The organism is Pseudomonas sp. OTU5201 (genome assembly GCF_038440135.1).
GTDB classification, from domain to species: Bacteria; Pseudomonadota; Gammaproteobacteria; order Pseudomonadales; family Pseudomonadaceae; genus Metapseudomonas; species Metapseudomonas resinovorans.
Map to the genome: position 1 here is coordinate 1 of NZ_JASATC010000018.1, position 21,505 is coordinate 21,505.

General features: G+C 64.3%; 21 protein-coding genes. 12 read left to right on the forward strand and 9 right to left on the reverse strand.

Features of this window, described 5'->3' with window-relative positions; translation table 11 throughout:
• Window positions 1-321: 321 nt before the first annotated feature.
• The 6 genes from AAHM40_RS13020 (at window position 322) to AAHM40_RS13045 (ending at window position 7,056) form a co-directional block, all read left to right on the forward strand.
• The gene (locus tag AAHM40_RS13020; RefSeq protein WP_342245018.1) at window positions 322-1,371 is read left to right on the forward strand and encodes an ABC transporter ATP-binding protein; all 1,050 of its coding nucleotides are present in this window, start codon (window positions 322-324) and stop codon (window positions 1,369-1,371) included.
• Entirely contained in the window at window positions 1,368-2,279 is a 912-nt protein-coding gene (locus tag AAHM40_RS13025; protein ID WP_342245019.1) for an ABC transporter permease, read from the forward strand. The genes AAHM40_RS13020 and AAHM40_RS13025 overlap by 4 nt, the downstream gene beginning before the upstream one ends.
• Window positions 2,276-3,064 (forward strand): ABC transporter permease, encoded by a 789-nt coding sequence (locus tag AAHM40_RS13030; protein WP_342245020.1) that lies wholly within the window; start codon window positions 2,276-2,278, stop codon window positions 3,062-3,064. The genes AAHM40_RS13025 and AAHM40_RS13030 overlap by 4 nt, the downstream gene beginning before the upstream one ends.
• Window positions 3,065-3,093: 29 nt before the next feature.
• Entirely contained in the window at window positions 3,094-4,137 is a 1,044-nt protein-coding gene (locus tag AAHM40_RS13035) for an ABC transporter substrate-binding protein (RefSeq protein ID WP_342245021.1), read from the forward strand.
• 462 nt (window positions 4,138-4,599) lie between these two features.
• A complete protein-coding gene (locus AAHM40_RS13040; protein WP_342245022.1) occupies window positions 4,600-5,991 on the forward strand; it encodes an APC family permease in 1,392 nt (463 codons plus the stop codon).
• Between the two features lie 33 nt (window positions 5,992-6,024).
• Window positions 6,025-7,056 carry a histone deacetylase family protein gene (locus AAHM40_RS13045; RefSeq protein WP_342245023.1) on the forward strand — a complete coding sequence of 344 codons (1,032 nt, stop codon included), beginning with the start codon at window positions 6,025-6,027 and terminating at the stop codon, window positions 7,054-7,056.
• A gap of 90 nt (window positions 7,057-7,146) precedes the next feature.
• Here the strand turns inward: AAHM40_RS13045 and AAHM40_RS13050 are convergent, their stop codons facing one another.
• The 4 genes from AAHM40_RS13050 to AAHM40_RS13065 all read right to left on the reverse strand — a co-directional run bounded on the left by AAHM40_RS13050 (window position 7,147) and on the right by AAHM40_RS13065 (window position 10,743).
• Window positions 7,147-7,494, reverse strand: coding sequence for a NirD/YgiW/YdeI family stress tolerance protein (locus AAHM40_RS13050; RefSeq protein WP_342245024.1), 348 nt, complete (start codon window positions 7,492-7,494; stop codon window positions 7,147-7,149).
• A gap of 100 nt (window positions 7,495-7,594) precedes the next feature.
• The gene (locus tag AAHM40_RS13055) at window positions 7,595-8,485 is read right to left on the reverse strand and encodes an SdiA-regulated domain-containing protein (protein ID WP_342245106.1); all 891 of its coding nucleotides are present in this window, start codon (window positions 8,483-8,485) and stop codon (window positions 7,595-7,597) included.
• Between the two features lie 128 nt (window positions 8,486-8,613).
• The gene (locus tag AAHM40_RS13060; protein ID WP_342245025.1) at window positions 8,614-9,279 is read right to left on the reverse strand and encodes a fumarylacetoacetate hydrolase family protein; all 666 of its coding nucleotides are present in this window, start codon (window positions 9,277-9,279) and stop codon (window positions 8,614-8,616) included.
• Between the two features lie 72 nt (window positions 9,280-9,351).
• A complete protein-coding gene (locus AAHM40_RS13065; RefSeq protein WP_342245026.1) occupies window positions 9,352-10,743 on the reverse strand; it encodes an FAD-binding oxidoreductase in 1,392 nt (463 codons plus the stop codon).
• Between the two features lie 187 nt (window positions 10,744-10,930).
• Here AAHM40_RS13065 and serA point away from each other — a divergent pair, with 187 nt between their 5' ends.
• Window positions 10,931-12,160 (forward strand): phosphoglycerate dehydrogenase, encoded by a 1,230-nt coding sequence (gene serA / locus AAHM40_RS13070; RefSeq protein WP_028629523.1) that lies wholly within the window; start codon window positions 10,931-10,933, stop codon window positions 12,158-12,160.
• 82 nt (window positions 12,161-12,242) lie between these two features.
• Here the strand turns inward: serA and AAHM40_RS13075 are convergent, their stop codons facing one another.
• Window positions 12,243-12,674, reverse strand: a complete 432-nt coding sequence (locus tag AAHM40_RS13075; RefSeq protein WP_342245027.1) for a DUF4399 domain-containing protein — start codon at window positions 12,672-12,674, stop codon at window positions 12,243-12,245.
• A gap of 128 nt (window positions 12,675-12,802) precedes the next feature.
• On the opposite strand from AAHM40_RS13075, the gene AAHM40_RS13080 reads away from it, so the two are divergent.
• The gene (locus AAHM40_RS13080) at window positions 12,803-13,339 is read left to right on the forward strand and encodes a transporter substrate-binding domain-containing protein (protein WP_342245028.1); all 537 of its coding nucleotides are present in this window, start codon (window positions 12,803-12,805) and stop codon (window positions 13,337-13,339) included.
• A 3-nt stretch (window positions 13,340-13,342) separates the two neighbouring features.
• Here the strand turns inward: AAHM40_RS13080 and AAHM40_RS13085 are convergent, their stop codons facing one another.
• Entirely contained in the window at window positions 13,343-13,834 is a 492-nt protein-coding gene (locus tag AAHM40_RS13085) for a DUF523 domain-containing protein (RefSeq protein ID WP_342245029.1), read from the reverse strand.
• Between the two features lie 225 nt (window positions 13,835-14,059).
• On the opposite strand from AAHM40_RS13085, the gene AAHM40_RS13090 reads away from it, so the two are divergent.
• Window positions 14,060-14,617, forward strand: a complete 558-nt coding sequence (locus AAHM40_RS13090) for a DUF6160 family protein (protein WP_342245030.1) — start codon at window positions 14,060-14,062, stop codon at window positions 14,615-14,617.
• A 9-nt stretch (window positions 14,618-14,626) separates the two neighbouring features.
• Here AAHM40_RS13090 and AAHM40_RS13095 read toward each other — a convergent pair whose 3' ends face one another.
• Window positions 14,627-15,244, reverse strand: coding sequence for a 2OG-Fe(II) oxygenase (locus tag AAHM40_RS13095; RefSeq protein WP_342245031.1), 618 nt, complete (start codon window positions 15,242-15,244; stop codon window positions 14,627-14,629).
• 207 nt (window positions 15,245-15,451) lie between these two features.
• Between AAHM40_RS13095 and AAHM40_RS13100 the strand changes: the two genes are divergently transcribed.
• Entirely contained in the window at window positions 15,452-16,207 is a 756-nt protein-coding gene (locus AAHM40_RS13100; protein WP_342245032.1) for a hypothetical protein, read from the forward strand.
• A gap of 88 nt (window positions 16,208-16,295) precedes the next feature.
• Here the strand turns inward: AAHM40_RS13100 and AAHM40_RS13105 are convergent, their stop codons facing one another.
• Entirely contained in the window at window positions 16,296-17,237 is a 942-nt protein-coding gene (locus tag AAHM40_RS13105) for an alpha/beta hydrolase (protein ID WP_342245033.1), read from the reverse strand.
• Window positions 17,238-17,358: 121 nt separating this feature from the next.
• Here AAHM40_RS13105 and AAHM40_RS13110 point away from each other — a divergent pair, with 121 nt between their 5' ends.
• Entirely contained in the window at window positions 17,359-17,934 is a 576-nt protein-coding gene (locus AAHM40_RS13110; RefSeq protein ID WP_342245034.1) for a DUF6436 domain-containing protein, read from the forward strand.
• Here the strand turns inward: AAHM40_RS13110 and AAHM40_RS13115 are convergent.
• Window positions 17,931-18,971 (reverse strand): AraC family transcriptional regulator, encoded by a 1,041-nt coding sequence (locus tag AAHM40_RS13115; protein ID WP_342245035.1) that lies wholly within the window; start codon window positions 18,969-18,971, stop codon window positions 17,931-17,933. The two genes, AAHM40_RS13110 and AAHM40_RS13115, sit on opposite strands and share 4 nt — an antisense overlap.
• 111 nt (window positions 18,972-19,082) lie before the next feature.
• Between AAHM40_RS13115 and AAHM40_RS13120 the strand changes: the two genes are divergently transcribed.
• Window positions 19,083-21,464: a penicillin acylase family protein gene (locus tag AAHM40_RS13120; protein ID WP_342245036.1), complete on the forward strand. Its 2,382-nt coding sequence runs from the start codon at window positions 19,083-19,085 to the stop codon at window positions 21,462-21,464.
• The last annotated feature ends 41 nt before the right edge of the window (window positions 21,465-21,505 follow it).

Below are 21,505 nucleotides of genomic sequence, written 5' to 3' on the forward strand. Positions count from 1 at the left end.
AAGGCTCTTGGCTGGATGGGAAATTTCTCGCAACAGCTAACGCAGACATAGCGAACTCATTCGCCAAAGGCGGCGCAGCCGTCCCGGCTGACCTTGCAGGGCAGACCTTCGGCCTGCTTGGCGATTGAAATCGCCCCGACAGATATGTGCCAAGAGCGACGTCCATCACAGCCTGCAACTTGGCCGAAAATATCTCCTTTTGACCTGATCTATCGTTCTGCACCTACTAGGCTGCTGACAGAATCGGGACAAACAAGGGCCGCGTCACCAGCAGAAAAAGAAAAGCCCAATAAGAACAAACCCTTAGAGCTTGTGATCAGCATGACTAGCGCGATCAGCGTCGAACGTGTGTGCATGGAGTTCGGTGATCCGGGGCAGGGCGTGAAGGCCCTCGACGAAGTGTCCCTGGAAATCCGCGCCAACGAGTTCTTCACCCTCCTCGGCCCGTCCGGCTGCGGCAAGACCACCCTCTTGCGACTCATCGCGGGCTTCGAGCAACCCAGTTCCGGCGCCATCCGCCTTTACGGCGAACCGATGCAGGGCCTCCCCCCCTTCCGTCGTCCCGTCAACACCGTCTTCCAGAGCTACGCCCTGTTCCCGCACATGACGGTGGCGCAGAACATCGCCTTCGGCCTGGAGATGCGCGGCCTGGGCCGCGACGAGATCGAGCAGACGGTGCAGCGCATGTTGGAACTGGTGAAACTGCCGGACGTGGGCCGGCGTCGAGCCGACCAGCTCTCCGGCGGCCAGCAGCAGCGCATTGCCCTGGCTCGCGCCCTGGCCAACAAGCCCAAGGTGCTGCTGCTGGACGAATCGCTCTCGGCGCTGGACCAGAAGCTGCGCAAGGACATGCAGATTGAACTCAAGCGTCTGCAGCACGAAACAGGCATCACCTTCATCTTCGTCACCCACGACCAGGAAGAAGCCCTGACCATGTCCGACCGCATCGCGGTGATGAGCAAGGGGTGCATCCTCCAGGTCGGCACCCCGACGGAAATCTATGAAGCACCGCTAAACCGCACGGTTGCGGATTTCATCGGCGAAACCAACTTCCTCGAGGGCGAAGCCCTGGAGCGGGGCGTGCTGTTGCCAGACGGCCAGTTGCTCAGCGCCTTCAGCCCGCGCCGTGGCGCCGTGACCCTGGCGATCCGCCCGGAGCGCGCCTGCCTCGACAAGCAGGGCAACCTGGCCGGCGAAATCGAGAACGTGGTCTATGTCGGCACCGACACCGTCTACCACCTCAACATCGCCGGGCAGAGCGGCTTCCGCGTCCGCCAGCAGAACCGCAACGGCGCGCTGAACGCCTACTCCGCCGGCGAGAAGGTGCGGGTACAGGTGCCCAGCGAAGCCATCCGGGTGCTGGCCGAATGAGCACCCCGCGCGCCCGGGCAGAACGCCGCCAGCTGCGCCGACGCTTGCTGCTGACCAGCCCGGCCATGCTCGCCCTGCTTGTGTTTCTGGTGCTGCCGCTGGGAATCATGTTCCTGGTATCCGTCCTGGTGCCGGGCGATTACGGCGGCGTGAAATGGGACCAGTACTCGCTGGAGGCCTATGTCAACTTCCTCTACGAACGCGACCTGGACGACAGCCTGGTGTTCAACACCGATTACCTGCAGATCTTCCAGCGCTCCTTCTGGCTCTCGGTACTGACCACCGTCGGCTGCCTGCTGATCGGTTTCCCCACTGCGCTCTACCTGGCACTGCAGAGCGAGCGCAAGCGCAACCTGCTGCTGTTCTTGGTCACCGTGCCCTTCTGGACCAACCTGCTGGTACGGGTCTATGCGTGGATCCTGCTGCTGCGCAACGGTGGCCTGGTGGACAGCGGACTTGGTGTCTTCGGCCTGTCCGACGGCGCCCTGGGCCTGCTCTACACCGACGTGGCCGTGGTGATCGGCCTGCTCTACACCTTCCTGCCCTTCATGGTACTGCCCATCTACACCAGCCTCGAGAAGCTTGACTGGCGCCTGGTGGAAGCCGCCTTCGACCTCGGCGCCAACCGCTTCCAGGCCCTGCGCCGGGTCATCGTGCCGCTGGCCATGCCGGGCATAGTCGCCGGCGCGATCCTGGTGTTCATTCCGTCGCTCGGCAACTACATCATTCCCGAGCTGCTCGGGGGCGGTAAGTCGCTGATGATCGGCAACCTGATCCAGCTGCAGTTTGGCGCCTCCCACAACTGGCCGCTGGGCGCGGCGCTGTCCTTCGCCCTGCTGGGCTTTGTGCTGCTGGCGATGCTGTTTTACAGCCTGCGCTTCAAGCAGGCCGCCGGAGGCCATCCATGAACACGCGCAATCCGCTCTGGCGCTTCACCGGCGTACGCCCCACCGCCTGGCTGTTCTTCGCCTTTCTCTACCTGCCGATCTTGGTGCTGGTGGCGCTCAGCTTCAACAGCGGGCAATCGGCGACCATCTGGGAAAGCTTCAGCCTGAAGTGGTACTCGGTGGTGGCCAACGATCCGGAAATCGTCCGGGCGGCGAAGAACTCGCTGATAGTCGCCACCTTCGCCACGCTGATCGCCACGTCCCTGGCCACCCTCGCCGCGCTCGGCATGCGCGGCCGCGCTTTCCGTGGGCAAACGCTGATGAGCGGCGTACTCGGCCTGCCGCTGCTGGTGCCGGAAATCGTCACCGCCGTCGCCACGCTGATGTTCTTCGCCTTCATCGGCCTGAAGCTCTCGCTCTTCACCATCCTCATCGCCCACGTGGTGTTCTGCCTCCCTTTTGCCTACCTGCCGATCCGCGCCCGCCTGGAGGGCATGGACCCGCGCCTGGCCGAAGCCGCCGCCGACCTCTACGCCTCGCCCTGGAAGGCCTTCTGGAAAGTGACTTTCCCGCTGCTGATGCCCGGCATCCTTTCCGGCGCCATGCTGGCCTTCATCATTTCCATGGACGACTTCGTCATCACCTACTTCGTCGCCGGAGCCGGGTCCACCACCCTGCCGGTGTACATCTTCAGCTCTATCCGGATGGGAATTTCGCCAAAGATCAACGCGATATCCTCGATCATCCTCGTGATTTCCATAGCTTTCGTTGCATTGTCCTACTACGTCGGGCAGCGCAAGCGCTGACCCGCTTTCGACCAGCAAGGAGCTTGACCATGACCCGCCGTACCCCGCTTGCATTCGCTGTACTGCTCGCCACCGGCCTGACCGGTTCCGCCCAGGCCGCAGGCACCCTTCACTTTGCCAACTGGTCGGACTACTTTCCGCCGGAGCTGCTGAAGAAGTTCGAGAAGGACACCGGCATCAAGGCCACCCTGGACGCCTACGACAGCAACGAAACCCTGTTGGCCAAGCTCAAGGCCGGGGGCGGTGCCTACGACGTGGTGGTGCCGTCGGACAGCTTCATCCAAATCATGGCCGGCGACGGGCTGCTGCAGAAACTCGACAAGAGCAAGCTGCCCAACCTGAAGAACCTCAAGACCAACTTCCAGACCCTCGATTTCGACCCCGGCCACGACTACAGCGTGCCTTACCTCTGGGGCACCACCGGCTACAGCTATGACAGCAAGCAGGTGCCGGGCGGCAAGCTGGACGAGAGCTGGAAGCCCTTCTTCGAGCCGTCGGCCGAGCTGAAAGGCAAGGTCGTGGCGCTGAACTCCATTGAAGACCTTTACATTGCCGCGTCCCACTACCTGTCCATCGACCAGTGCACCGAGGACCCGAAGGACGCGAAGAAGATCCAGGACCTGCTACTGGCGCAGAAACCGCTGCTGGCGATGTACAACAGCGATGGCACCATCGAGCGCATGGCCGCCGGCGAAGTGGCCATGCACATGCAGTGGAACGGCGCCTTCCACCGCGCCCATGCCCAGCGCGAAAGCCTGGTTTACGTCTATCCGAAAGAAGGCATCCACGTCTTCATCGACAACCTCGTGATTCCCAAGGACGCGGTGAACGTCGAGGAAGCCCACGCCTTCATCAACTGGATGATGCTGCCGGAAAACATCGCCGCCGCTTCCAATTTCGCCAAGTACAACAACGCCATCGAGGGCTCGGACACGTTCATGGAGAAGGAACTGTTTGACGACCCGGCCATCAACACCCCGCAAGACAAACTCGACCGCCTGCGCACCTTCAAACTCTGCTCGCCCAAAGCCCTGAGCCTGCGCAGCAAGGTGTGGACCAAGCTGAAGAAATAAGACACCAGCCATAGCCCGTAGGATGGCGTGGAGCGAAGCGATACCCATCGGCGATGGTGATGGGTATCGCAGGCTCCACCCATCCTACTCAGCTGAGGAAGCAAGCACCCCACCTCATCAACCGGCCATTGAAGTTGGCCATTTCGATCCCATTTTGACCCTTTGCGGGGTTCTGCCCCCGATTGGGCGCTGACAGAATCGAAGCGCATACAGCTAGCAGGTGCCCCACAGACGGGTGCCGATCCAACAAGAACAACGGCTAGAGAGATATCAAAATGCCCTGTGCACATGCGCTTCGCACCGCCCTTCCTCCTTCCGTCCAACGGACGCCCCAACTCCACCCTTACTGACTGCCCGCGCACAGCCGGATGCGCAACGGACCCGGCCTAGCACCTGCCTGGATGGCTCGCCTTGCGACCCAGGCGCCGCCCAGCGGCGCGCAGTAAATCGGAGAGAAGAACAATGTCCAGCCCGTCCGCCCGCCTCGACAAGAGCGGCAGCCTACCCAATGAATTCACCCACAGCGCCCAGGGCACGGCCCTGCGCCGGATACTCGGGTTGCCCGCCCTGGTGTTCTTCGGCCTGGTCTACATGGTGCCGCTGACCATCTTCACCACCTACGGCGTCGTCACAGAAATGACAGGCGGACGCACCGCCCTAGCCTACGTGGTGACCCTGCTGGCGATGATCTTCACCGCCCTGTCCTACAGTTTCATGGTCCGCCGCTACCCCATCGCCGGCTCCGCGTACTCCTACACCAGTCTGAGTTTCGGCCCCAGCGTCGGCTTCCTGGCCGGCTGGTCACTTCTGCTGGATTACCTGTTCCTGCCGATGATCAACTACCTGGTGATCGGCCTGTTCCTCAATATCGCCTTCCCCGAGGTGCCCGCCTGGGTCTTCGTGGTCAGCGCCATCGGCCTGGTGACCGTGCTGAACGTCCTTGGCATCAGCTCAGTGTCGGGCATGAGCAACCTGATCGTGGCCGCCCAGGTAATCTTTGTCCTGGTGTTCCTGGCCATGGCCGGCAAGAGTCTGTTCGGCGCCCCCATCGACTTCACCGCACCCTTCATTGGCGATGGTAGCCAGCCCGGACTGGCGCCGTTGATGGCCGGCGCAGCGGTGCTTTGCCTATCGTTCCTCGGCTTCGACGCGGTTTCGACCCTGGCCGAGGAAGCCCGAGACCCGAAGCGCGACATCCCGCGTGCGATCATCATCACCACCCTCTGTGCCGGCGTACTGTTCTTCGTGCTGTCGCTGGTGGCGCAACTGGTGTTCCCCGGCAGCAGCTTCAAGGATGTGGATGCCGCCGCCAACGAAGTGATGTTGCAGGCTGGGGGCCAGTTCCTCGCCGCCTTCTTCACCGCCACCTACGTGGCTGGCGCTGCCGGTTCGGCGCTGGCTTCCCAGGCGTCGGTTTCGCGCATCCTCTATAGCATGGGTCGTGACGGCATCCTGCCACGTCGCCTGTTCGCTACCCTGTCGGCACGCTTCCACACCCCGACCGTGGCTATCCTGATCGTGTCGCTGGTATCGCTGCTGGCAGTGGTGATCGACCTCGCCACCCTGGCCTCGATGATCAGCTTCGGCGCCCTGGTTGCCTTCTCTGCCGTGAACCTGGCGGTGATCCGCACCCACCTGTTCGACGGCCGCCCGCGCCGGCCGGGCGACTTGCTGCGCTACGGGCTTGTCCCGCTGATCGGCTTCGCGCTGATCGCCTGGCTCTGGACAAGCCTGTCGGGGCTGACCCTGGCCATCGGCCTTGGCTGGTTCGCCATTGGCCTGGCCTACCTCGCCGCGCAGACTGGCGGCTTCCGCCGCAAGGCGCCGCAGGTGCAGTTTTCCGAGCACGAATGAACCCGATGACGCGCTAGCCGAAAGGAGACGCTGATGCTGACGATCTATTCCGACGACCACCACTTGCACCACGGCAAGCATGAGCTGATCGGTGGCCAGTTCACCCCCTGCTTCGAGAAGCCGAGCCGCGCCGACATGGTGCTGGACCGCGCCAGGGCGGTGGACCTGGGCGCCATCCAGGCGCCGACCGACTTCGGTCTATCGCCCATCCTGCGCGTGCACAGTGAAGGCTTCGTCAATTTCCTGAAGAACGCCTGGGGCGACTGGCAGGCCAAGGGCCGTAGTCATGACATGCTGCCGATCGCCTGGCCGACCCGGCGCCTGCGGCAGGTAGAACCCACCGATATCGATGGTCGCCTGGGCTATTACTCCTTTGACGCTGGCGCGCCCATCACCGCCGGAACCTGGCAGGCCATCACCAGCTCGGCCAACGTCGCGCTCAGCGGCCAGACGGAGCTTCGCAAGGGCGCACGCGGCATCTTCTCCCTGTGCCGTCCGCCGGGCCACCACGCCGCCGCCGACTACATGGGCGGCTACTGCTACCTGAATAACGCAGCCATTGCCGTGCAGGCCATGCTGGATGCCGGCGCGAAGCGGGTTGCTGTGCTGGATGTGGACTACCACCACGGCAATGGCACCCAGGACATCTTCTACGACCGTGCAGATGTGCTTTTCACCTCGATCCACGGCGATCCGCGCTTCGAGTACCCGTACTACCTGGGCTTCGCGGACGAGAAAGGCGTGGGTGCGGGCGAAGGCTTCAATTTCAATTACCCGCTGGCCTCGGGCATCGACTGGTCGGTTTGGAGCCTTGCCCTCGCCGACGCCTGCCGGCAGATCGCCGAGTACGCGCCGGATGCGCTGGTGGTATCGCTGGGCGTGGATACCTTCAAGGAAGACCCCATCTCGCAATTCAAGCTGGACAGCCCGGATTACCTGCGCATGGGCGAAATCATCGGCAAGCTCGGCCTGCAGACGCTGTTTGTTATGGAAGGGGGCTATGCGGTGGAGGAGATCGGCATCAACGCGATCAATGTGTTGCAGGGGTTCGACAGCGTGGCGTGAGGCGCTTTGTAGGAGCGAGCTTGCTCGCGAATGGTCCACGATGCCGGGCGATTCGCCAGCAAGCTGGCTCCTACGGTCGTAAACACGTCGTTACTTCACCTGCTCGACGAATTCCACATCCACTTCGCGGCCCATCAGGTCGCGGTCCACTTCACCGGTCAGCTTGACGGTGACCTTGTCGTCGATGGTCATCGGCGGCCAATCCTCGTCGTCGATTTCCACCTTCATGGTTCCGGTGGCGTCCTTGAACTCGTAGATATCGCCCTTGATGCGCTTGACGATCTGCCCCTGCATCACCACTGGTGCATCGTCGGCGGCCTCCAGCGCGGCCGCGACAGTGGTGATCTGGGAAGCGGCACCAGGGCCGGTGTAGTTGCTGGCCATGACGGCGGTGGAGAACAGCGGAACGGCTAGCAGAGCGAGGTATTTGGCTTTCATGGAGATGATCCCGTGTATGTGTGGAAGACGGGATCAGGCTACGGCGGCTGGCTGAAACGAGGCTTAAATGCGCCTTAAGCGAAGCTTAACGGCGGGTGCCCTAACTCGGACCGACGCTGGCCACCAGCTGCTTTCGGAACACGTAGAACAGGTTCGGCTCGCTGACGACGTAGATGTCGCCACTCTCGTCCATGGCCACGCCTTCGGCGCGGGGGATGCCGCTTTCAAGACCATTCATGCCACCGAGCAGGCTGATGAAGCTGACAGGCTCGCCCTGCTCGTCCAGCTCCAGCAGGAGATTGGACTGGGCGGAAAGCACCAGCAGGTGCCCAGTACGCGGGTCGATGCTCAATGCCGAAAGATTGCGCATGCCCAGGCCATAGCTGGGCAGCGGTCGAAGTACATCGCTGTGGGCTTCGCTGCCGTCGCTGCCGAGGCTGAACAACGCAACGGGGCCACGCTCCTTGCCGAGAATAAGCCGGCCCTGGGCCGGGTCCCAGGCGATGCCTTCGAAGCCCTTGTTGCCCGAATCGGGGAAACCGAGGTCGAACTCAGGCGTACTACCGGCGCTCAACTCGCGTGTTTCCGGGTCCAGCTCGAAAATCGACAAGGTGCGGCGGCGTTCATCGGTCACCGCCACATGACCACCTTCGAGCACGGCCACGCCTTCGGGATTGGAGAAGCCTTTCAGCGGAATCTTGCGCAGCACCTCGCCGTCTCGGCTCAGCTCCACCAGGGTCGGTGACTTGCCGGTGACGGTGAACAGGGTACCGGTAACCGGGTTGTAGGCCAGGTCCGAGGTTTCGTCGTTCTCCAGGCCAGCCAGTGGCTTGCCCTGCAGCACGGCCCTGTAGCCCGGCAGCCAGATGCTGTCGGCGCGCTGCGCCTGGGTCAGTTGCTGCTCACCCAGCCATACCAGGGCGCGGTCGTCCCAGTGCATGTAACGAGTCAGGGCGGTGGTCCCGGCGAAGGCGGCGACCAGTCCCAGCATCAGCCTGCGGCGGCGGATGAACGGCAGGAGGCGGAGCGGCATCGGATACTACTCAACGAAAGAGTGGCTAATAGATAGCCATATGCCAGTGAAAGTTTCGTGAAATGCATCTCCGCCGGTCGGCCGGATCAGATGACCCGGCTTTCGAAGCGGCTGTGGCCAACCAGTTCCAGCACCAGGTTATCACCCTGGTTCAGCGGGCCGACGCCCACCGGGGTACCGGTGAGGATGACGTCACCCGGTTGCAGGCTGAAGTGACCCGCCATGTGCTGGATCAACGGAAGGATGGGGTTGAGCATGTCACGGCTGTTGCCGTCCTGGCGGACTTCGCCGTTGATGGTCAGGCGAATGCCAATGTCGTCCAACTGTTCCGGCGCGTCGCCCGGCACGAAGGGCGCCAACACGCAGGCACCGTCGAAACTCTTGGCGATTTCCCAGGGCAGGCCCTTCTCCTTGAGCTTCGCTTGCACGTCGCGCAGGGTCAGGTCAAGGGCGGGCGCAAAGCCGGAGATGGCGTCACGCACTTCCTCTTCGTTCGGGTGGCGCGACAGCGGTTTGCCGATCAGCACGGCGATTTCCGCTTCAAAATGCACCGCGCCACGGTCCTGGGGAATGCTGAAGCCACCGGCCAGCGGCACCACGCAGGAGCCCGGCTTGATGAACAGCAGCGGCTCGGTGGGCACGGGGTTGTTCAGTTCCCTGGCGTGCTCGGCGTAGTTGCGGCCGACGCAGACCACCTTACCCAGGGAAAAGTGGATCGAGGTGCCATCGACATAGTGATGCTGGTAGCTCATTTACCGACTCCTGAACGGTCCATAAAGCAAAACGGCGGATGATCCTTCCGGAGTCATCCGCCGCTTTCTTGCTTATTTGAAAATCTTTCCGGGGTTCATGATCCCGTTTGGATCAAATACCGCCTTGATCGCCTTCATCACCGCGATCTCCGGCTCCGAGCGGCTGTAGCCGAGGTAGTCGCGCTTGGTCATGCCCACGCCGTGCTCGGCGGAGATCGAGCCGTTGTACTTCTCGACGGTCTCGAACACCCACTTGTTCACGGTGGCGCACTTGGCGAAGAACTCGTCCTTGGACAGGTTGTCCGGCTTGAGGATGTTCAGATGCAGGTTGCCGTCGCCGATGTGGCCGAACCAGACCACTTCGAAGTCCGGGTAGTTGGCTTCGACGATGGCATCGATGTCGTGCAGGAAGGCCGGTACCTTGGAAACGGTGACCGAGACGTCGTTCTTGTACGGCGTCCAGTGGGAGATGGTCTCGGAGATGTACTCGCGCAGCTTCCAGAGGTTCTGCAGTTGCTGCTCGCTCTGGCTCATCACGCCATCCAGCACCCAGCCCTGCTCGACGCAATGTTCGAAGGTGGCCAGGGCGTCGTTGGCGATCTCTTCGCTAGCGGCTTCGAACTCCAGCAGCGCATAGAAGGGGCAATCGGTTTCGAACGGAGCCGGCACGTCGCCGCGGGCCAGGACCTTGGCCATGGCCTTGTCGGAGAAGAACTCGAAGGCGGTCAGGTCCAGCTTGCTCTGGAAGGCATGCAGCACTGGCATGATCGAGTCCAGGTCAGGCGAGCCCAGCACCATCGCGGTGAGGTTCTTCGGCGCACGATCCAGGCGCATGGTGGCTTCCACCACGAACCCCAGGGTGCCTTCGGCGCCGATGAACAGCTGGCGCATGTCGTAGCCGGTGGCGTTCTTGATCAGGTCTTTGTTCAGCTCCAGCAGGTCGCCAGCGCCGGTGACTACCTTCAGGCCGGCTACCCAGTTACGGGTCATGCCGTAGCGAATAACCTTGATCCCGCCGGCATTGGTACCGATATTTCCGCCAATCTGGCTGGAACCGGCAGACGCGAAGTCCACCGGGTAATACAGGCCCTTTTCCTCGGCGAAGTTCTGCAGCTGCTCGGTAACCACGCCCGGCTGGCAGACCACGGTGCGGTCGAACTCGTTGAATTCGAGAATCTGGTTCATATAGTCGAAGGCGACCACGACCTCGCCATTGGCTGCTACAGCCGCGGCGGAGAGGCCGGTACGGCCGCCTGAGGGGACCAGCGCGACCTTGTGCTGGTTGGCCCAGCGAACGATTGCCTGTACTTGCTCGATGCTCTTGGGGAAGACGATGGCGCTGGGGGCAGGGGCGAAATGCTTGGTCCAGTCCTTGCCGTAAGCCTCCAGGGACGCGGCGTCGGTCAGCACCTTGCCGGGCTCAACCAGGGTCTTCAGCTCTTCGATCAGGGCAACGTTGGTCATCAGCGGAACTCTCAAATCATTCATGGTCGCCCTGAGAACGATTCAGGTCGCAACCGAGCAAGGGAAAAGGAGATCATGCTAGCATACGCACCCCGCGAATCGTGCTCTCCAGCCGATTTTCCGGGTAGCAGCCAAGTCCCCCCACGGCCCGCTTCTGTCATTTTTACCGGGATACATAGGTACGCAGATGAGCAAGACCTCTCTCGAAAAGAGCAAGATCAAGTTCCTTCTCCTCGAAGGTGTCCACCAGAATGCCGTGGACACCCTGAAGGCCGCCGGGTACACCAATATCGAGTACCTCAAGGGCGCCCTCTCGGGTGATGAACTGAAAGAGAAGATCGCCGACGTCCACTTCATCGGCATCCGCTCGCGTACCCAGCTCACCGACGAGGTGTTCGACTGCGCCAAGAAGCTCATCGCCGTCGGCTGCTTCTGCATCGGCACCAACCAGGTCAACCTGAGTGCCGCTCGCGAGCGCGGTATCGCGGTGTTCAACGCCCCCTATTCCAACACCCGCTCGGTCGCCGAACTGGTGCTGGCCGAAGCGATCCTGCTGCTCCGTGGCATCCCGGAGAAGAACGCTTCCTGCCACCGCGGCGGCTGGATCAAGTCCGCAGCCAACTCCTTCGAAATCCGCGGCAAGAAGCTGGGTATCGTCGGTTACGGCTCCATCGGCACCCAGTTGTCGGTCCTGGCCGAGGCCCTGGGCATGCAGGTGTTCTTCTACGACACCGTGACCAAGCTGCCGCTGGGTAACGCCACCCAGGTGGGCAACCTGCACGAACTGCTCGGCATGTCCGACATCGTGTCCCTGCACGTGCCCGAGCTGCCGTCCACCCAGTGGATGATCGGTGAGAAGGAGATCCGCGCCATCAAGCAAGGCGGCATCCTCATCAACGCCGCCCGCGGCACCGTGGTGAAGCTGGACGCCCTGGCCGAAGCCATCAAGGACGAGCACCTGATCGGCGCTGCGATCGACGTGTTCCCGGTCGAGCCCAAGTCCAACGACGAAGAGTTCGAGAGCCCGCTGCGTGGCCTGGACCGCGTGATCCTGACCCCGCACATCGGCGGTTCCACTGCCGAGGCCCAGGCCAACATCGGCCTGGAAGTGGCCGAGAAGCTGGTCAAGTACAGCGACAACGGTACCTCGGTGTCCTCGGTCAACTTCCCGGAAGTGGCCCTGCCGTCGCACCCGGGCAAGCACCGTCTGCTGCACATCCACGAGAACGTGCCGGGCGTGATGAGCGAGATCAACAAGGTGTTCGCCGACAACGGCATCAACATCTCCGGTCAGTACCTGCAGACCGACGAGAAGGTTGGCTACGTGGTGATCGACGTCGATGCCGAGTACTCGGACCTCGCCCTCGAGAAGCTGCAGCACGTGAACGGCACCATCCGCAGCCGCGTCCTCTTCTAAAGAGAGGCTGCTGCGCGTCGGCGACGCTTCGCCGGACATGAAAAAGGGAGGCTTCGGCCTCCCTTTCTCGTTTCCGACGTCTTTACTTGACCGTCACCGTGATCGTTTCCGAGATCACTGGCGGGTCCAGCGGTACGTGGTTCCTGTCGCCTACGAGCAGCCGCAGGCTGTGCTTGCCGGGCGGCAGGGTCAGTTGGGTTTCCGTCTGGCCCTTGCCGAAATGGCGGAGGTTGTCAGTCATGGGCAGCGGCATGTCCATCGCCGGCGCGTCATCCTGATTGATCAGCAGGTGATGGTGGCCGGTGGCGGGCGCATCAATACCGGCGGGCGCGACGCCCATGCCCTTGAGACCGAACTTGACGGTAAAGGTCTGGCCGACAGTGGCGCCATTGGCCGGTTCGATGAAGTACACCTGCGCACCTTCGGGCGAGGGGGTACGTGGAACGGCAGCCTGGGTGGCGGTGGCAGCGCCAAGCAGCAGGGCGCCAAGGCTCAGGAAAGACGTTGTCCTCATTGCACATCTCCATGTTTTTGTGAACCAGACACCAGACCCTATGCAACCAGATAGGTTCACTTGCTGTCCGAGCATGCGCTGCACCCCGCGCCAGCCGAAGAAAACATAACGAAACGAGGAAGTTCCCCATGCGCCTGCTGCACTGCCTGCCCGCCCTGTTCGCCCTGCTGAGCCCCCTCGCCCAGGCCGAACTGCTCGACGATATCTGGGAACGCGGCAGCCTGCGCATCGCCCTGGAAGACAACAATCCGCCCTACAGCTACCGCGAGGGCGGCAAGCTGATCGGCTTCGACGTCGAACTGGGTCGCGCCCTGGCGGCGGAGCTGAATGTCGAGGCGGACTTCGTGGTGGACGACGGCGGCAAGATGCTGGAAGGCCTGCAGAGCGGCCGCTACGACATTGCCCTGGACCCGCTCGAACCGTCGGAAGAAGGTCAGGACACCCTGGAGTTCAGCGAGCCTTACGTCTTCCCCCTGAGCGAAGCTGAAGGCGAAAGTCGCACAGCGGCCCCCATGACGATTCCCTTCCAGCAGGGTAACCCGGCCTTCCGCGACAGCCTGAACCGCGCCCTGACCAAGCTCCGTAGCGAGCGCAGACTCAGCGCGCTGTCCGAGCAATGGCTGGGCAAGGACCTCAGCCAGCCGCCGGCCGCTGCCTCGCGCTGAGTCTCAGGCGTCGTCCAACTCGGCCAGGCGAGCTGCCGCCTCGGCCAGTTCCTCCTCGCTGAACACCTCGACACCGACGCGGCGCAAGGCCGCAGCGGTGACGCCCTCGCCAGCGACACGAACGCCGCTGAAGCTGCCGTCATAGTTCTCGCGATTGCCGCAGGAGGGGCTGCGCGCCTTGAGCAGCGCAATGCGAATACCGTAGGTGGCCACCAGTTCGAGGGCGATGCGCGCCCCGGCAACGAATTCGGTCGTCACATCCTGACCGTCGTTGGTAAGCACCGGCAGCTCGCCGTCCAACACCGCAGCACCACGCCCACCGGCAATCTCTGCCGGTGCCCGCGGTGTCGGCAGCCCACCGGCCACCTCCGGGCAGAGCGGCACGATGCGGCCCTCCGCCTGCCAGCGCTCCAGCAAGCCGAACGGCCCGTGGGCGCCACCGTCATAACGCACCCGCTGCCCCAACAGGCAGCGGCTGACCAGAATCTTCTGCATCCTCTTCTCCAAAGGGGCAACCCTTGAGGTCACCCCGGGTAACACCCATTTCACTGGCGCGAACCGGGCACTGATCGAAGGTAGGGCCTTGGGCGGACAACTGCCAAGCCGCCTCATGGAGAAGCCGACGAGCTTCCCCATCCTTAGACGGGAAGCGCCCTGCGTCAGTGGCTGTGGCTCACGCGGCGCTCCAGACTCTGCGCGCAACCTGCACAGGAGCGTGCCATGCCCAGAACAACAAACAACCTCCGCCTTGCCCTGGCTTGCGGCACCGCCCTGCTCAGCGGTACCGGCCAAGCCGCCCTGGAATCCCTGGACAACCAGGCCCTCAGCGAGATCAGCGGCCAGGCCGGGATCAACCTGCGCCTGGACGTGATGGCCCGCATCGACAGCATCAGCTGGAACGACGATGGCGGCAGCCTGTCGCTGCGCAACGTGCGCATCGACAACGGCTGCCTGAAACCCGGCGATTGCCCCAACGGAGCTGGTGGCAACTTCCTCCTGGGCCCGGCGCAACTGGGCCTGACCGTCCCTGCCCTGGGCGCCGACCAGCCGACGCTCAAGCTGGACGTGGTCAAGTCCGCTTCAGGTACTCAGCAGATCCGCCTGGAGCTGCCCGACCTGACCACCATCAACGAACAACTGCAGGCCAGCTTCATTCCGGCCCAACGCATCCGCGTGCGAGTCGCCGCCGACATGCACATCGGCGAGAGCCGGCTTGGCAGCCTGGAAATCCGCGACATCACTGACCTGCGCGGTAACTTCCGGGTCTGGGGCCACTAGCCCCGGCGATCAGAGCGCTCCGCCGCGCCGCCGGAACCAACCCGCCAAAGACAGGCGCTCGCGGTTCGCCGGCAAGACTTCGTGGGGTAACTCGGCGGACAGGAACACCACCAGACTGCCGCCCTCGGGTTGCACGTCATGTTCGCCGTCGGCCAGGTACAGGCGCAGAGCGCCGCCCTGATCCGGCTGCCAATCGGGATTCAGGTACGCCACCACCGACACCGCACGACGGTCGTCGTCGCGGAAGCGGTCCAGGTGCTTTTGATAGAAGGCGCCGGGAGGATAGAGGGCGAAATGGCACTCGAAATCCTCCAACCCCAGATAGAGCTCACGGTTGAGCCGCTGGCGCAGCTCGTCCATCAGCGCCAGGTAGGCGTCGCTGGCGGCCGATTGGCCGGGTTCCAGCCAGTGGATACGGTCGCCACGCACCCCCTCGCGAATCTGCTGTCCCTCGCCACGACCGACCGAAGCCGGCGCAAGACTCCCGGCAGCGGAGCGGGTGCGGCATTCTTCGGCCAAGGCGGTAGTGAGGTCAGCAGGCAGCACGAGGTGCTGGTGGGACCAGCCCTGATTGGCCAGGTCGTCGACGATCAGGGCAGTTAGCGGGGATTCGGCAGGTGCAGTCATGATGGCGGCATTCTATCAGCGCATAGGACATCGCCTACATGACTTGCAGCAGTTTCCGACACCTCGACAATAAAGCCCAAGTCCGCTGAGAATAGCCGCACGCTCAACCCCGCCTCACCTGCCCGCCGCCAACGCCTTCCCCCGCCGAACCGATGCCGTACGAGTGGGTCCGATACGAACAGCGGACTGCGTCATCAAGGAGTTTTCATGCGCCTGCTCTTCGCCGTTACCCTCCTTTTCTTCGGCCTGCCCGCCCTGGCCGACGATCACGCCAACCTTTACCAGGCGGCCGGCTGGCCAGAACAGCGTGCGCACTTCAACGACGCCCTTGCAGCGGCTCAGCAGCGCTACCAGAAGACCCTGCCGCCGGCGGTCTATCAGGCCCTTGTGGACAACAGCAATCGCCGCTTCCAGCCCCAGGCCATCGACCAGCGCGCCCAGGTTGCCCTACGCGGCCAGTTGAACGACCCACGCCCGGCCCTGGCCTTCTTCCAGTCGCCTCTGGGACGCAAGATCATCGCCGCCGAAACCCTGGCCACCCGACGCGACCAGTTGGCCCTGCATGTCAACGGCCTGCCACGCATAGAGGCCGACGCCACGCGACGCCTGCTGATCCGCCACCTGGCCCAGGCACTGCCAGCCCGCGAAGCCGGCGCCGAAGTCAGCCTTGCCCTGGCCGGCGTCGCCGCTGACAGCCTGAGCCAGATGCTCCCCGGCCTGCTGGGCGGCGGTCAGGCCCAGGGCATGATCGACGGCCAGCGCCAGCGGCTGATGGAGCAGATTGGCAACGACCTGGATAACACCCTGCTCTATGTCTACCGCGAACTGTCTGATCCGGAACTGGAAGAGTTCGTCACCTTCGCCGAATCCGCCGATGGCAAGGCCTACTACCAGGCCGCCCTGGCCGCCGTACGCGCCGGCCTTGCCGTGGGCCAGGAGGCCTCCGCACAGCAGGGCCTCTGAGCCGTCGGGCAACGACTCCGGGCGGGATTCAGTGCGTAGGATCGGTCGGGCGGCGCTCCGCTCAACCCTTCCGAAGACTCCTGCTGAGCTAGCCCAGTCGCTCCCGCAAGAACCCGAAGTACTGCTCCCGATAGGCTGGCGCCTCGTTCACCAGATGGTGGCCGGCCCCTTCCAGCATCAGCACCTCCGGCCGATCGAACTTATCCGCCAGCACCCGCAGGTTGTGCCGCCAATCCACTGTCATGTCACCGCTCCCCTGGATCACCAGGGGCCGGCGCGTGCTGCGTTGCGCGTTCTCGATGCACGGCACCCAGCGCGCCAGGGCTCCCACCCAGGCAGTGGGCAGGGTCTGCGGCTGCAGCGGGTCCTTGTGGTGGACGAACTCAATGAACTCGGCGTCGCTGGAGTTGACGCTGAAGCGCCGTGGAATGCCTTCGACAAAATGCCGCATCAGCTGGTAGCTGAACTTCGACCAGCCCCAGGCGCGCGGCCGCACCAGCGGGGCGAACAGCAGGGTCTCGCCCAGCTCCGGACGCGGCGCACCGGTCAGCAGGTAGTCCAGCAGGATGGCACCGCCAGTGCTCTGCCCAGCCAGGTGCCAAGGCTGTGGAAGGTTCAGGGCGGCAGCCTCTCCCAGCAGCGCCTGGAGTGTGGCCTGATACTCGGCGAAATCGCCGATGCTGGCTCGCGCGCCGCTGGATAGCCCATGGCCCGGCAGGTCGCAGGCGATCACCGCGAAGCCCATGCCCAGTGCCCAGTCCACCAGGTGGCCATAGAGCCCCATGTGGTCGTAGTAGCCGTGCAGCATCACCAGACTGGCGCGGGGCTCGGGCGGCAACCAGAGCTGGGTGACCAGTGAGTACCCGGCCGCCTCGACACAGCCCATACGGCTCAGTACGCCCGGATGGCGCGTGGCGAAATCCAGCCGGTAGAACGCGCGATAGCTCTGCGCCTGGCGCAAGTCGGCAGCACCTGCGGCCAAGGGTCGCAACAGCGGGCGCAGGAGATCGGGCTGGAACGGGTCTGGCATCGGGTTTTCCCTGAGTGAAGCAACTCTATCCACAGGACCACCTGGGTCCCTGGCCGGCTGCCGATATTCTGCTGCCCAGCGCAACGTGGCAAGCTACGCGCCCCCGCACAGGCCTTTCACCATGCGTGCACCCAAGCTCAAGACACTGATCACCAGCCTCGTCCTCCTCGCCGGCGTCTGCGCCATCCTGCTGGCCCTGCACTGGTACGAGTCGCGCTATGTCCGCCCCTTCAATACCCAAGCCACGGTATTTTCCGGCGAGCAACTGCGCCTGCCAGCCGAGCTCGCCGGACCTGGACCGATCCGCCTGGTGCATTTCTGGGACCCAGCCTGCCCCTGCAATGCCGGCAACCAGCAACACCTGGCCGAGCTGATCCAGCGATTCGCCTCCCAGGGCGTGACCTTCCATGCGCTGCAAAAGCCCGGCAGCAAGGGCCAACTGCCGCCGGGCCTGGAAGCCTTGCAACCCCTGGTCGAGGTGCCCGGTGCCGAGCAACTGCCGGCGGTGCCCGCTGTCGGCATCTGGGACCGCGACGGCCGTCTGGCCTACTTCGGCCCCTACAGCGAAGGCGCCGTGTGTAATTCGGCCAACAGCTTCATCGAGCCGATTCTCGAGGCCCTGCTCGACAACCGCCCGGTGAGCGCCGGCAGCACCCTGGCGGCAGGTTGCTTCTGTGCCTGGCGGAGCCCGTCCTAACCCGCCCGCAAACGCTCCCGATAGGCGTCCGGCGGCATCCCGTACCAGCGGCGGAAGGCCCGGTAGAACGGCGACAGCTCGGAAAAACCGCAGGCTCGGGCCACCTCACGCATCGCCTTCCCGTCCTGCAGCAGTTCCACCGCGCGGACCTGCTGTACCGACTCCCGCACCCGCCGCAGGTTGCTGCCCTGCTCCGCCAGGGCCCGCTGCAGGGCACCGCCGCTCAAGCCCAGTTCGGCGGCGCAGGCTTCAAGTGAGCAATCCGCCTGACCGAGTCGCACGCCCAGCAGGTAACGCAGACGGTTGAGCAGGTCGTTGCCCACCAGCGCATCCAGCTGCGTCTCCGCGTGTTGCCAGAGCACCTGATGCAGTTCCGGGTTGGCGGTGCGCGAGGGGCGTTTCAGCAGCGCCGCCGGGAACAGCAACGCATCATGCTCACAACCGAATGCCGGCAACAGGCCAAACAGTCGCTGGTGCTCGCTCACCCGCGCCGGTCGCCCATGACGGAACTGCACGCCCTCCAGGCGGAATTCGCCGTCGGTGATGAAACCCAACAGCTTGGTGAACAACAGGGCCAGGCATTCCATCTGCTGGCGCAGCGAAGAGAAGCCCAGGTAGTTGAGGTCGATCACCAGGCGCGCCTGCGCCCCCTCTGCTTGCAACTGGGCGACGAAACCACCGGAAAGGATGTGCTGGAAGCGCAGGAAGCTCGTCAGCGCCTCACCCAGGTCACGGCTGGCCAGCAACAGGTAGCCCACCACGTCGAGCAGACGCGGCTTCATCACCTCCCCCAGGTGCAGGCCAATATCGGGGTCGCCGATCAGCGTGTCAGCGGCCAGCCAGAACTGCGGCGCATCGTCATGGCGCAGGCGGCCGTCCACCGGGGGCGGCCCGAGGCGACGGTGCTGGTTGACGCCGAGATAGATCTTCCCCGGGTCCAGGCCGAGCTCCGCCAGCGCCTCGTAGAGCAGACGGCGCAAGGTGGCGGAATGGGTCAGCGGAACGAAGCTGGCGGCATCGGGCTCAGCGTTGGACATGGCGGCTCCTCGGTATTGACCGAAGAGTTTCAGCTTGCAGGTCTCCGGTCAATGCCCGCGAAGGTCGGCTTGGGGAGAATGCCGCGACCATAACAACAAGGAGATTCGTGCATGAAACGCACCCTGACTGCCCTGGCCGTCATCATCGCCGCGACCGCCGCCGGCGCCACCTGGTACAGCGAGAGCAAGAAGCCCGTGCGCGACGGCGAACTGTCCCTGGCCCATCTCCAGGCTCCAGTCACCGTCCACTACGACCAGCGCGGTGTACCGCACATTCAGGCCGCCAACGAAGCCGACATGTACCGCGCCCTGGGCTTCGTCCATGCCCAGGACCGCCTGTTCCAGATGGAAATGCTGCGCCGCCTGGCCCGTGGCGAACTGGCCGAGATCCTCGGCGCCCGCCTGGTGGACACCGACCGCCTGTTCCGCACCCTGGGCATTCGCGCCCACGCTGACGAGTACGCCCTCAGGATGGACAAAGACAGCCCGGCGACCCAGGCACTGCAGGCCTACCTCGACGGCATCAACCAATACCAGGACAGCCGCCCGGCGCCGGTGGAGTTCGACCTGCTGGGCATCGAGAAGCGCCCCTTCACCGTCGCCGACACCCTCTCCGTGGCCGGCTACATGGCCTACAGCTTCGCCGCCGCCTTCCGTACCGAACCGGTGATGACCTATGTGCGCGACGAGCTGGGTGCCGGCTACCTGACCGCCTTCGATGTCGACTGGCACCCCGAAGGTGTGATCAGCCAGCCCCTGGCCAGCGCCGACTGGCAGGACCTCAACCGCCTCGCCCAGCTCAGCCAGCAGGCGCTGGTGGAAGCCGGCCTGCCGCAGTTCGAGGGCAGCAACGCCTGGGCCGTGTCCGGCAGCCACACCGCCAGCGGCAAGCCGCTGCTGGCCGGCGACCCGCATATCCGCTTCGCCGTGCCGGCCGTGTGGTACGAGGCGCAGCTGAGCTATCCGGGCTTCGAGCTCTATGGCCACCACCAGGCTCTGAACCCGGTCGCCTCCCTGGGACACAACCGGCAGTTCGCCTGGAGCCTGACCATGTTCCAGAACGACGACCTCGACCTGATCGCCGAGAAGAGCAATCCGGACAATCCCGGTCAGGTCTGGCACCAGGGCCAGTGGGTCAACCTGGAAAGTCGCGAGGAAACCATCACGGTCAAGGATGGCGAACCCGTAAAGCTGACCCTGCGCCGCTCGCCCCACGGCCCGATCATCAACGATGCCCTGGGCGCCGCCGCCGGCAAGACGCCCATCGCCATGTGGTGGGCCTTCCTCGAAACCGAAAACCCCATCCTCGATGCCTTCTACGACCTCAACCGCGCCAGCAGCCTGGACCTGGCCCGCGCCGCCGCCGAGAAAATCCACGCCCCCGGCCTCAATGTGATCTGGGCCGGCGCCAGCGGCGATATCGGTTGGTGGGCCTCGGCCAATCTACCGCAGCGGCCGGAGGGCGTGAACCCAACCTTCATCCTCGACGGCAGCACCCACGAGGCGGACAAGCCGGGTTATCTGCCGTTCAGCGCCAACCCGCACGAGGAAAACCCGGAGCGTGGCTACATCGTCTCGGCCAACTACCAGCCGCTGTCGCCTACGGGCGTGGCGATTCCCGGCTACTACAACCTGCCGGACCGCGGCCAGCGCCTGAACGAGCGCCTCGCCAGGCCCGGGGTCAAGTGGGATGTGCAGAACAGCCAGGCACTGCAACTGGAAACCGGCACCGGCTACGGCCCGCGCCTGCTGGCGCCATTGCTCGACGAGCTGCGCGCGGCGGCGGCCGACGACCGGGAGAAAGCGCTGGTGGAACAACTGGCAGGCTGGGACGGCGACCACACGCTGGACTCAGTGGCCGCCACCCTGTTCAACCAGCTCACCTTTGAACTGGCCAATGCGGCCATGCGCGACGAACTGGGTGACGCCTTCTTCGACAGTCTGCTGCAGACCCGCGTGCTCGACACCGCACTGCCGCGCCTGGCGGCAGACGTCGGTTCGCCCTGGTGGGACAAGCGCGATACGCCGCAGAAGGAAAGCCGCGCGGAGGTGGTCAAGGCCGCTTGGCAGGCCAGCCTCGCGCACCTGAAAAAGACCCTCGGTGAAGACAGCTCGAAATGGCTCTGGGGCACCGGCCACACCCTGACCCACGCTCATCCGCTGGGCCAGCAGAAGCCGCTGAACCTGCTGTTCAACGTCGGCCCCTTCGCCGCACCGGGCGGCCACGAGGTGCCCAACAACCTCTCCCACCGCGTCGGCCCGGCACCCTGGGAAGTGTTCTATGGTCCCTCGACGCGCCGCCTGGTCGACCTGGCCGACGCCGAACACGCCCTGGGCATCAACCCGGTGGGCCAGAGCGGCGTGCCCTTCGACCGTCACTACAAGGACCAGGCCGAGGCGTACATGCGCGGCGAGTACGTGCCAATGCACTTCGCCGAGAATGAGGTGAAGGCCAATAGCCGTGAGGTGCTGAAGCTGGTACCTGGGAACTGACGCCCAGCCCCTCTCCTTGAACGGGAGAGGGGTGACTCGCG

Coding starts and splice junctions, on each gene's coding strand:
- AAHM40_RS13060 (WP_342245025.1), bottom strand. CDS start 9,279: ATGAGCTACCAGCATCACTATGTCGATGGCACCTCGATCCACTTTTCC.
- AAHM40_RS13040 (WP_342245022.1), top strand. CDS start 4,600: ATGTCCAGCCCGTCCGCCCGCCTCGACAAGAGCGGCAGCCTACCCAAT.
- AAHM40_RS13080 (WP_342245028.1), top strand. CDS start 12,803: ATGCGCCTGCTGCACTGCCTGCCCGCCCTGTTCGCCCTGCTGAGCCCC.
- AAHM40_RS13100 (WP_342245032.1), top strand. CDS start 15,452: ATGCGCCTGCTCTTCGCCGTTACCCTCCTTTTCTTCGGCCTGCCCGCC.
- AAHM40_RS13075 (WP_342245027.1), bottom strand. CDS start 12,674: ATGAGGACAACGTCTTTCCTGAGCCTTGGCGCCCTGCTGCTTGGCGCT.
- AAHM40_RS13110 (WP_342245034.1), top strand. CDS start 17,359: ATGCGTGCACCCAAGCTCAAGACACTGATCACCAGCCTCGTCCTCCTC.
- AAHM40_RS13045 (WP_342245023.1), top strand. CDS start 6,025: ATGCTGACGATCTATTCCGACGACCACCACTTGCACCACGGCAAGCAT.
- AAHM40_RS13065 (WP_342245026.1), bottom strand. CDS start 10,743: ATGACCAACGTTGCCCTGATCGAAGAGCTGAAGACCCTGGTTGAGCCC.
- AAHM40_RS13120 (WP_342245036.1), top strand. CDS start 19,083: ATGAAACGCACCCTGACTGCCCTGGCCGTCATCATCGCCGCGACCGCC.
- AAHM40_RS13055 (WP_342245106.1), bottom strand. CDS start 8,485: ATGCTGGGACTGGTCGCCGCCTTCGCCGGGACCACCGCCCTGACTCGT.
- serA (WP_028629523.1), top strand. CDS start 10,931: ATGAGCAAGACCTCTCTCGAAAAGAGCAAGATCAAGTTCCTTCTCCTC.
- AAHM40_RS13090 (WP_342245030.1), top strand. CDS start 14,060: ATGCCCAGAACAACAAACAACCTCCGCCTTGCCCTGGCTTGCGGCACC.
- AAHM40_RS13085 (WP_342245029.1), bottom strand. CDS start 13,834: ATGCAGAAGATTCTGGTCAGCCGCTGCCTGTTGGGGCAGCGGGTGCGT.
- AAHM40_RS13025 (WP_342245019.1), top strand. CDS start 1,368: ATGAGCACCCCGCGCGCCCGGGCAGAACGCCGCCAGCTGCGCCGACGC.
- AAHM40_RS13020 (WP_342245018.1), top strand. CDS start 322: ATGACTAGCGCGATCAGCGTCGAACGTGTGTGCATGGAGTTCGGTGAT.
- AAHM40_RS13095 (WP_342245031.1), bottom strand. CDS start 15,244: ATGACTGCACCTGCCGAATCCCCGCTAACTGCCCTGATCGTCGACGAC.
- AAHM40_RS13115 (WP_342245035.1), bottom strand. CDS start 18,971: ATGTCCAACGCTGAGCCCGATGCCGCCAGCTTCGTTCCGCTGACCCAT.
- AAHM40_RS13050 (WP_342245024.1), bottom strand. CDS start 7,494: ATGAAAGCCAAATACCTCGCTCTGCTAGCCGTTCCGCTGTTCTCCACC.
- AAHM40_RS13105 (WP_342245033.1), bottom strand. CDS start 17,237: ATGCCAGACCCGTTCCAGCCCGATCTCCTGCGCCCGCTGTTGCGACCC.
- AAHM40_RS13035 (WP_342245021.1), top strand. CDS start 3,094: ATGACCCGCCGTACCCCGCTTGCATTCGCTGTACTGCTCGCCACCGGC.
- AAHM40_RS13030 (WP_342245020.1), top strand. CDS start 2,276: ATGAACACGCGCAATCCGCTCTGGCGCTTCACCGGCGTACGCCCCACC.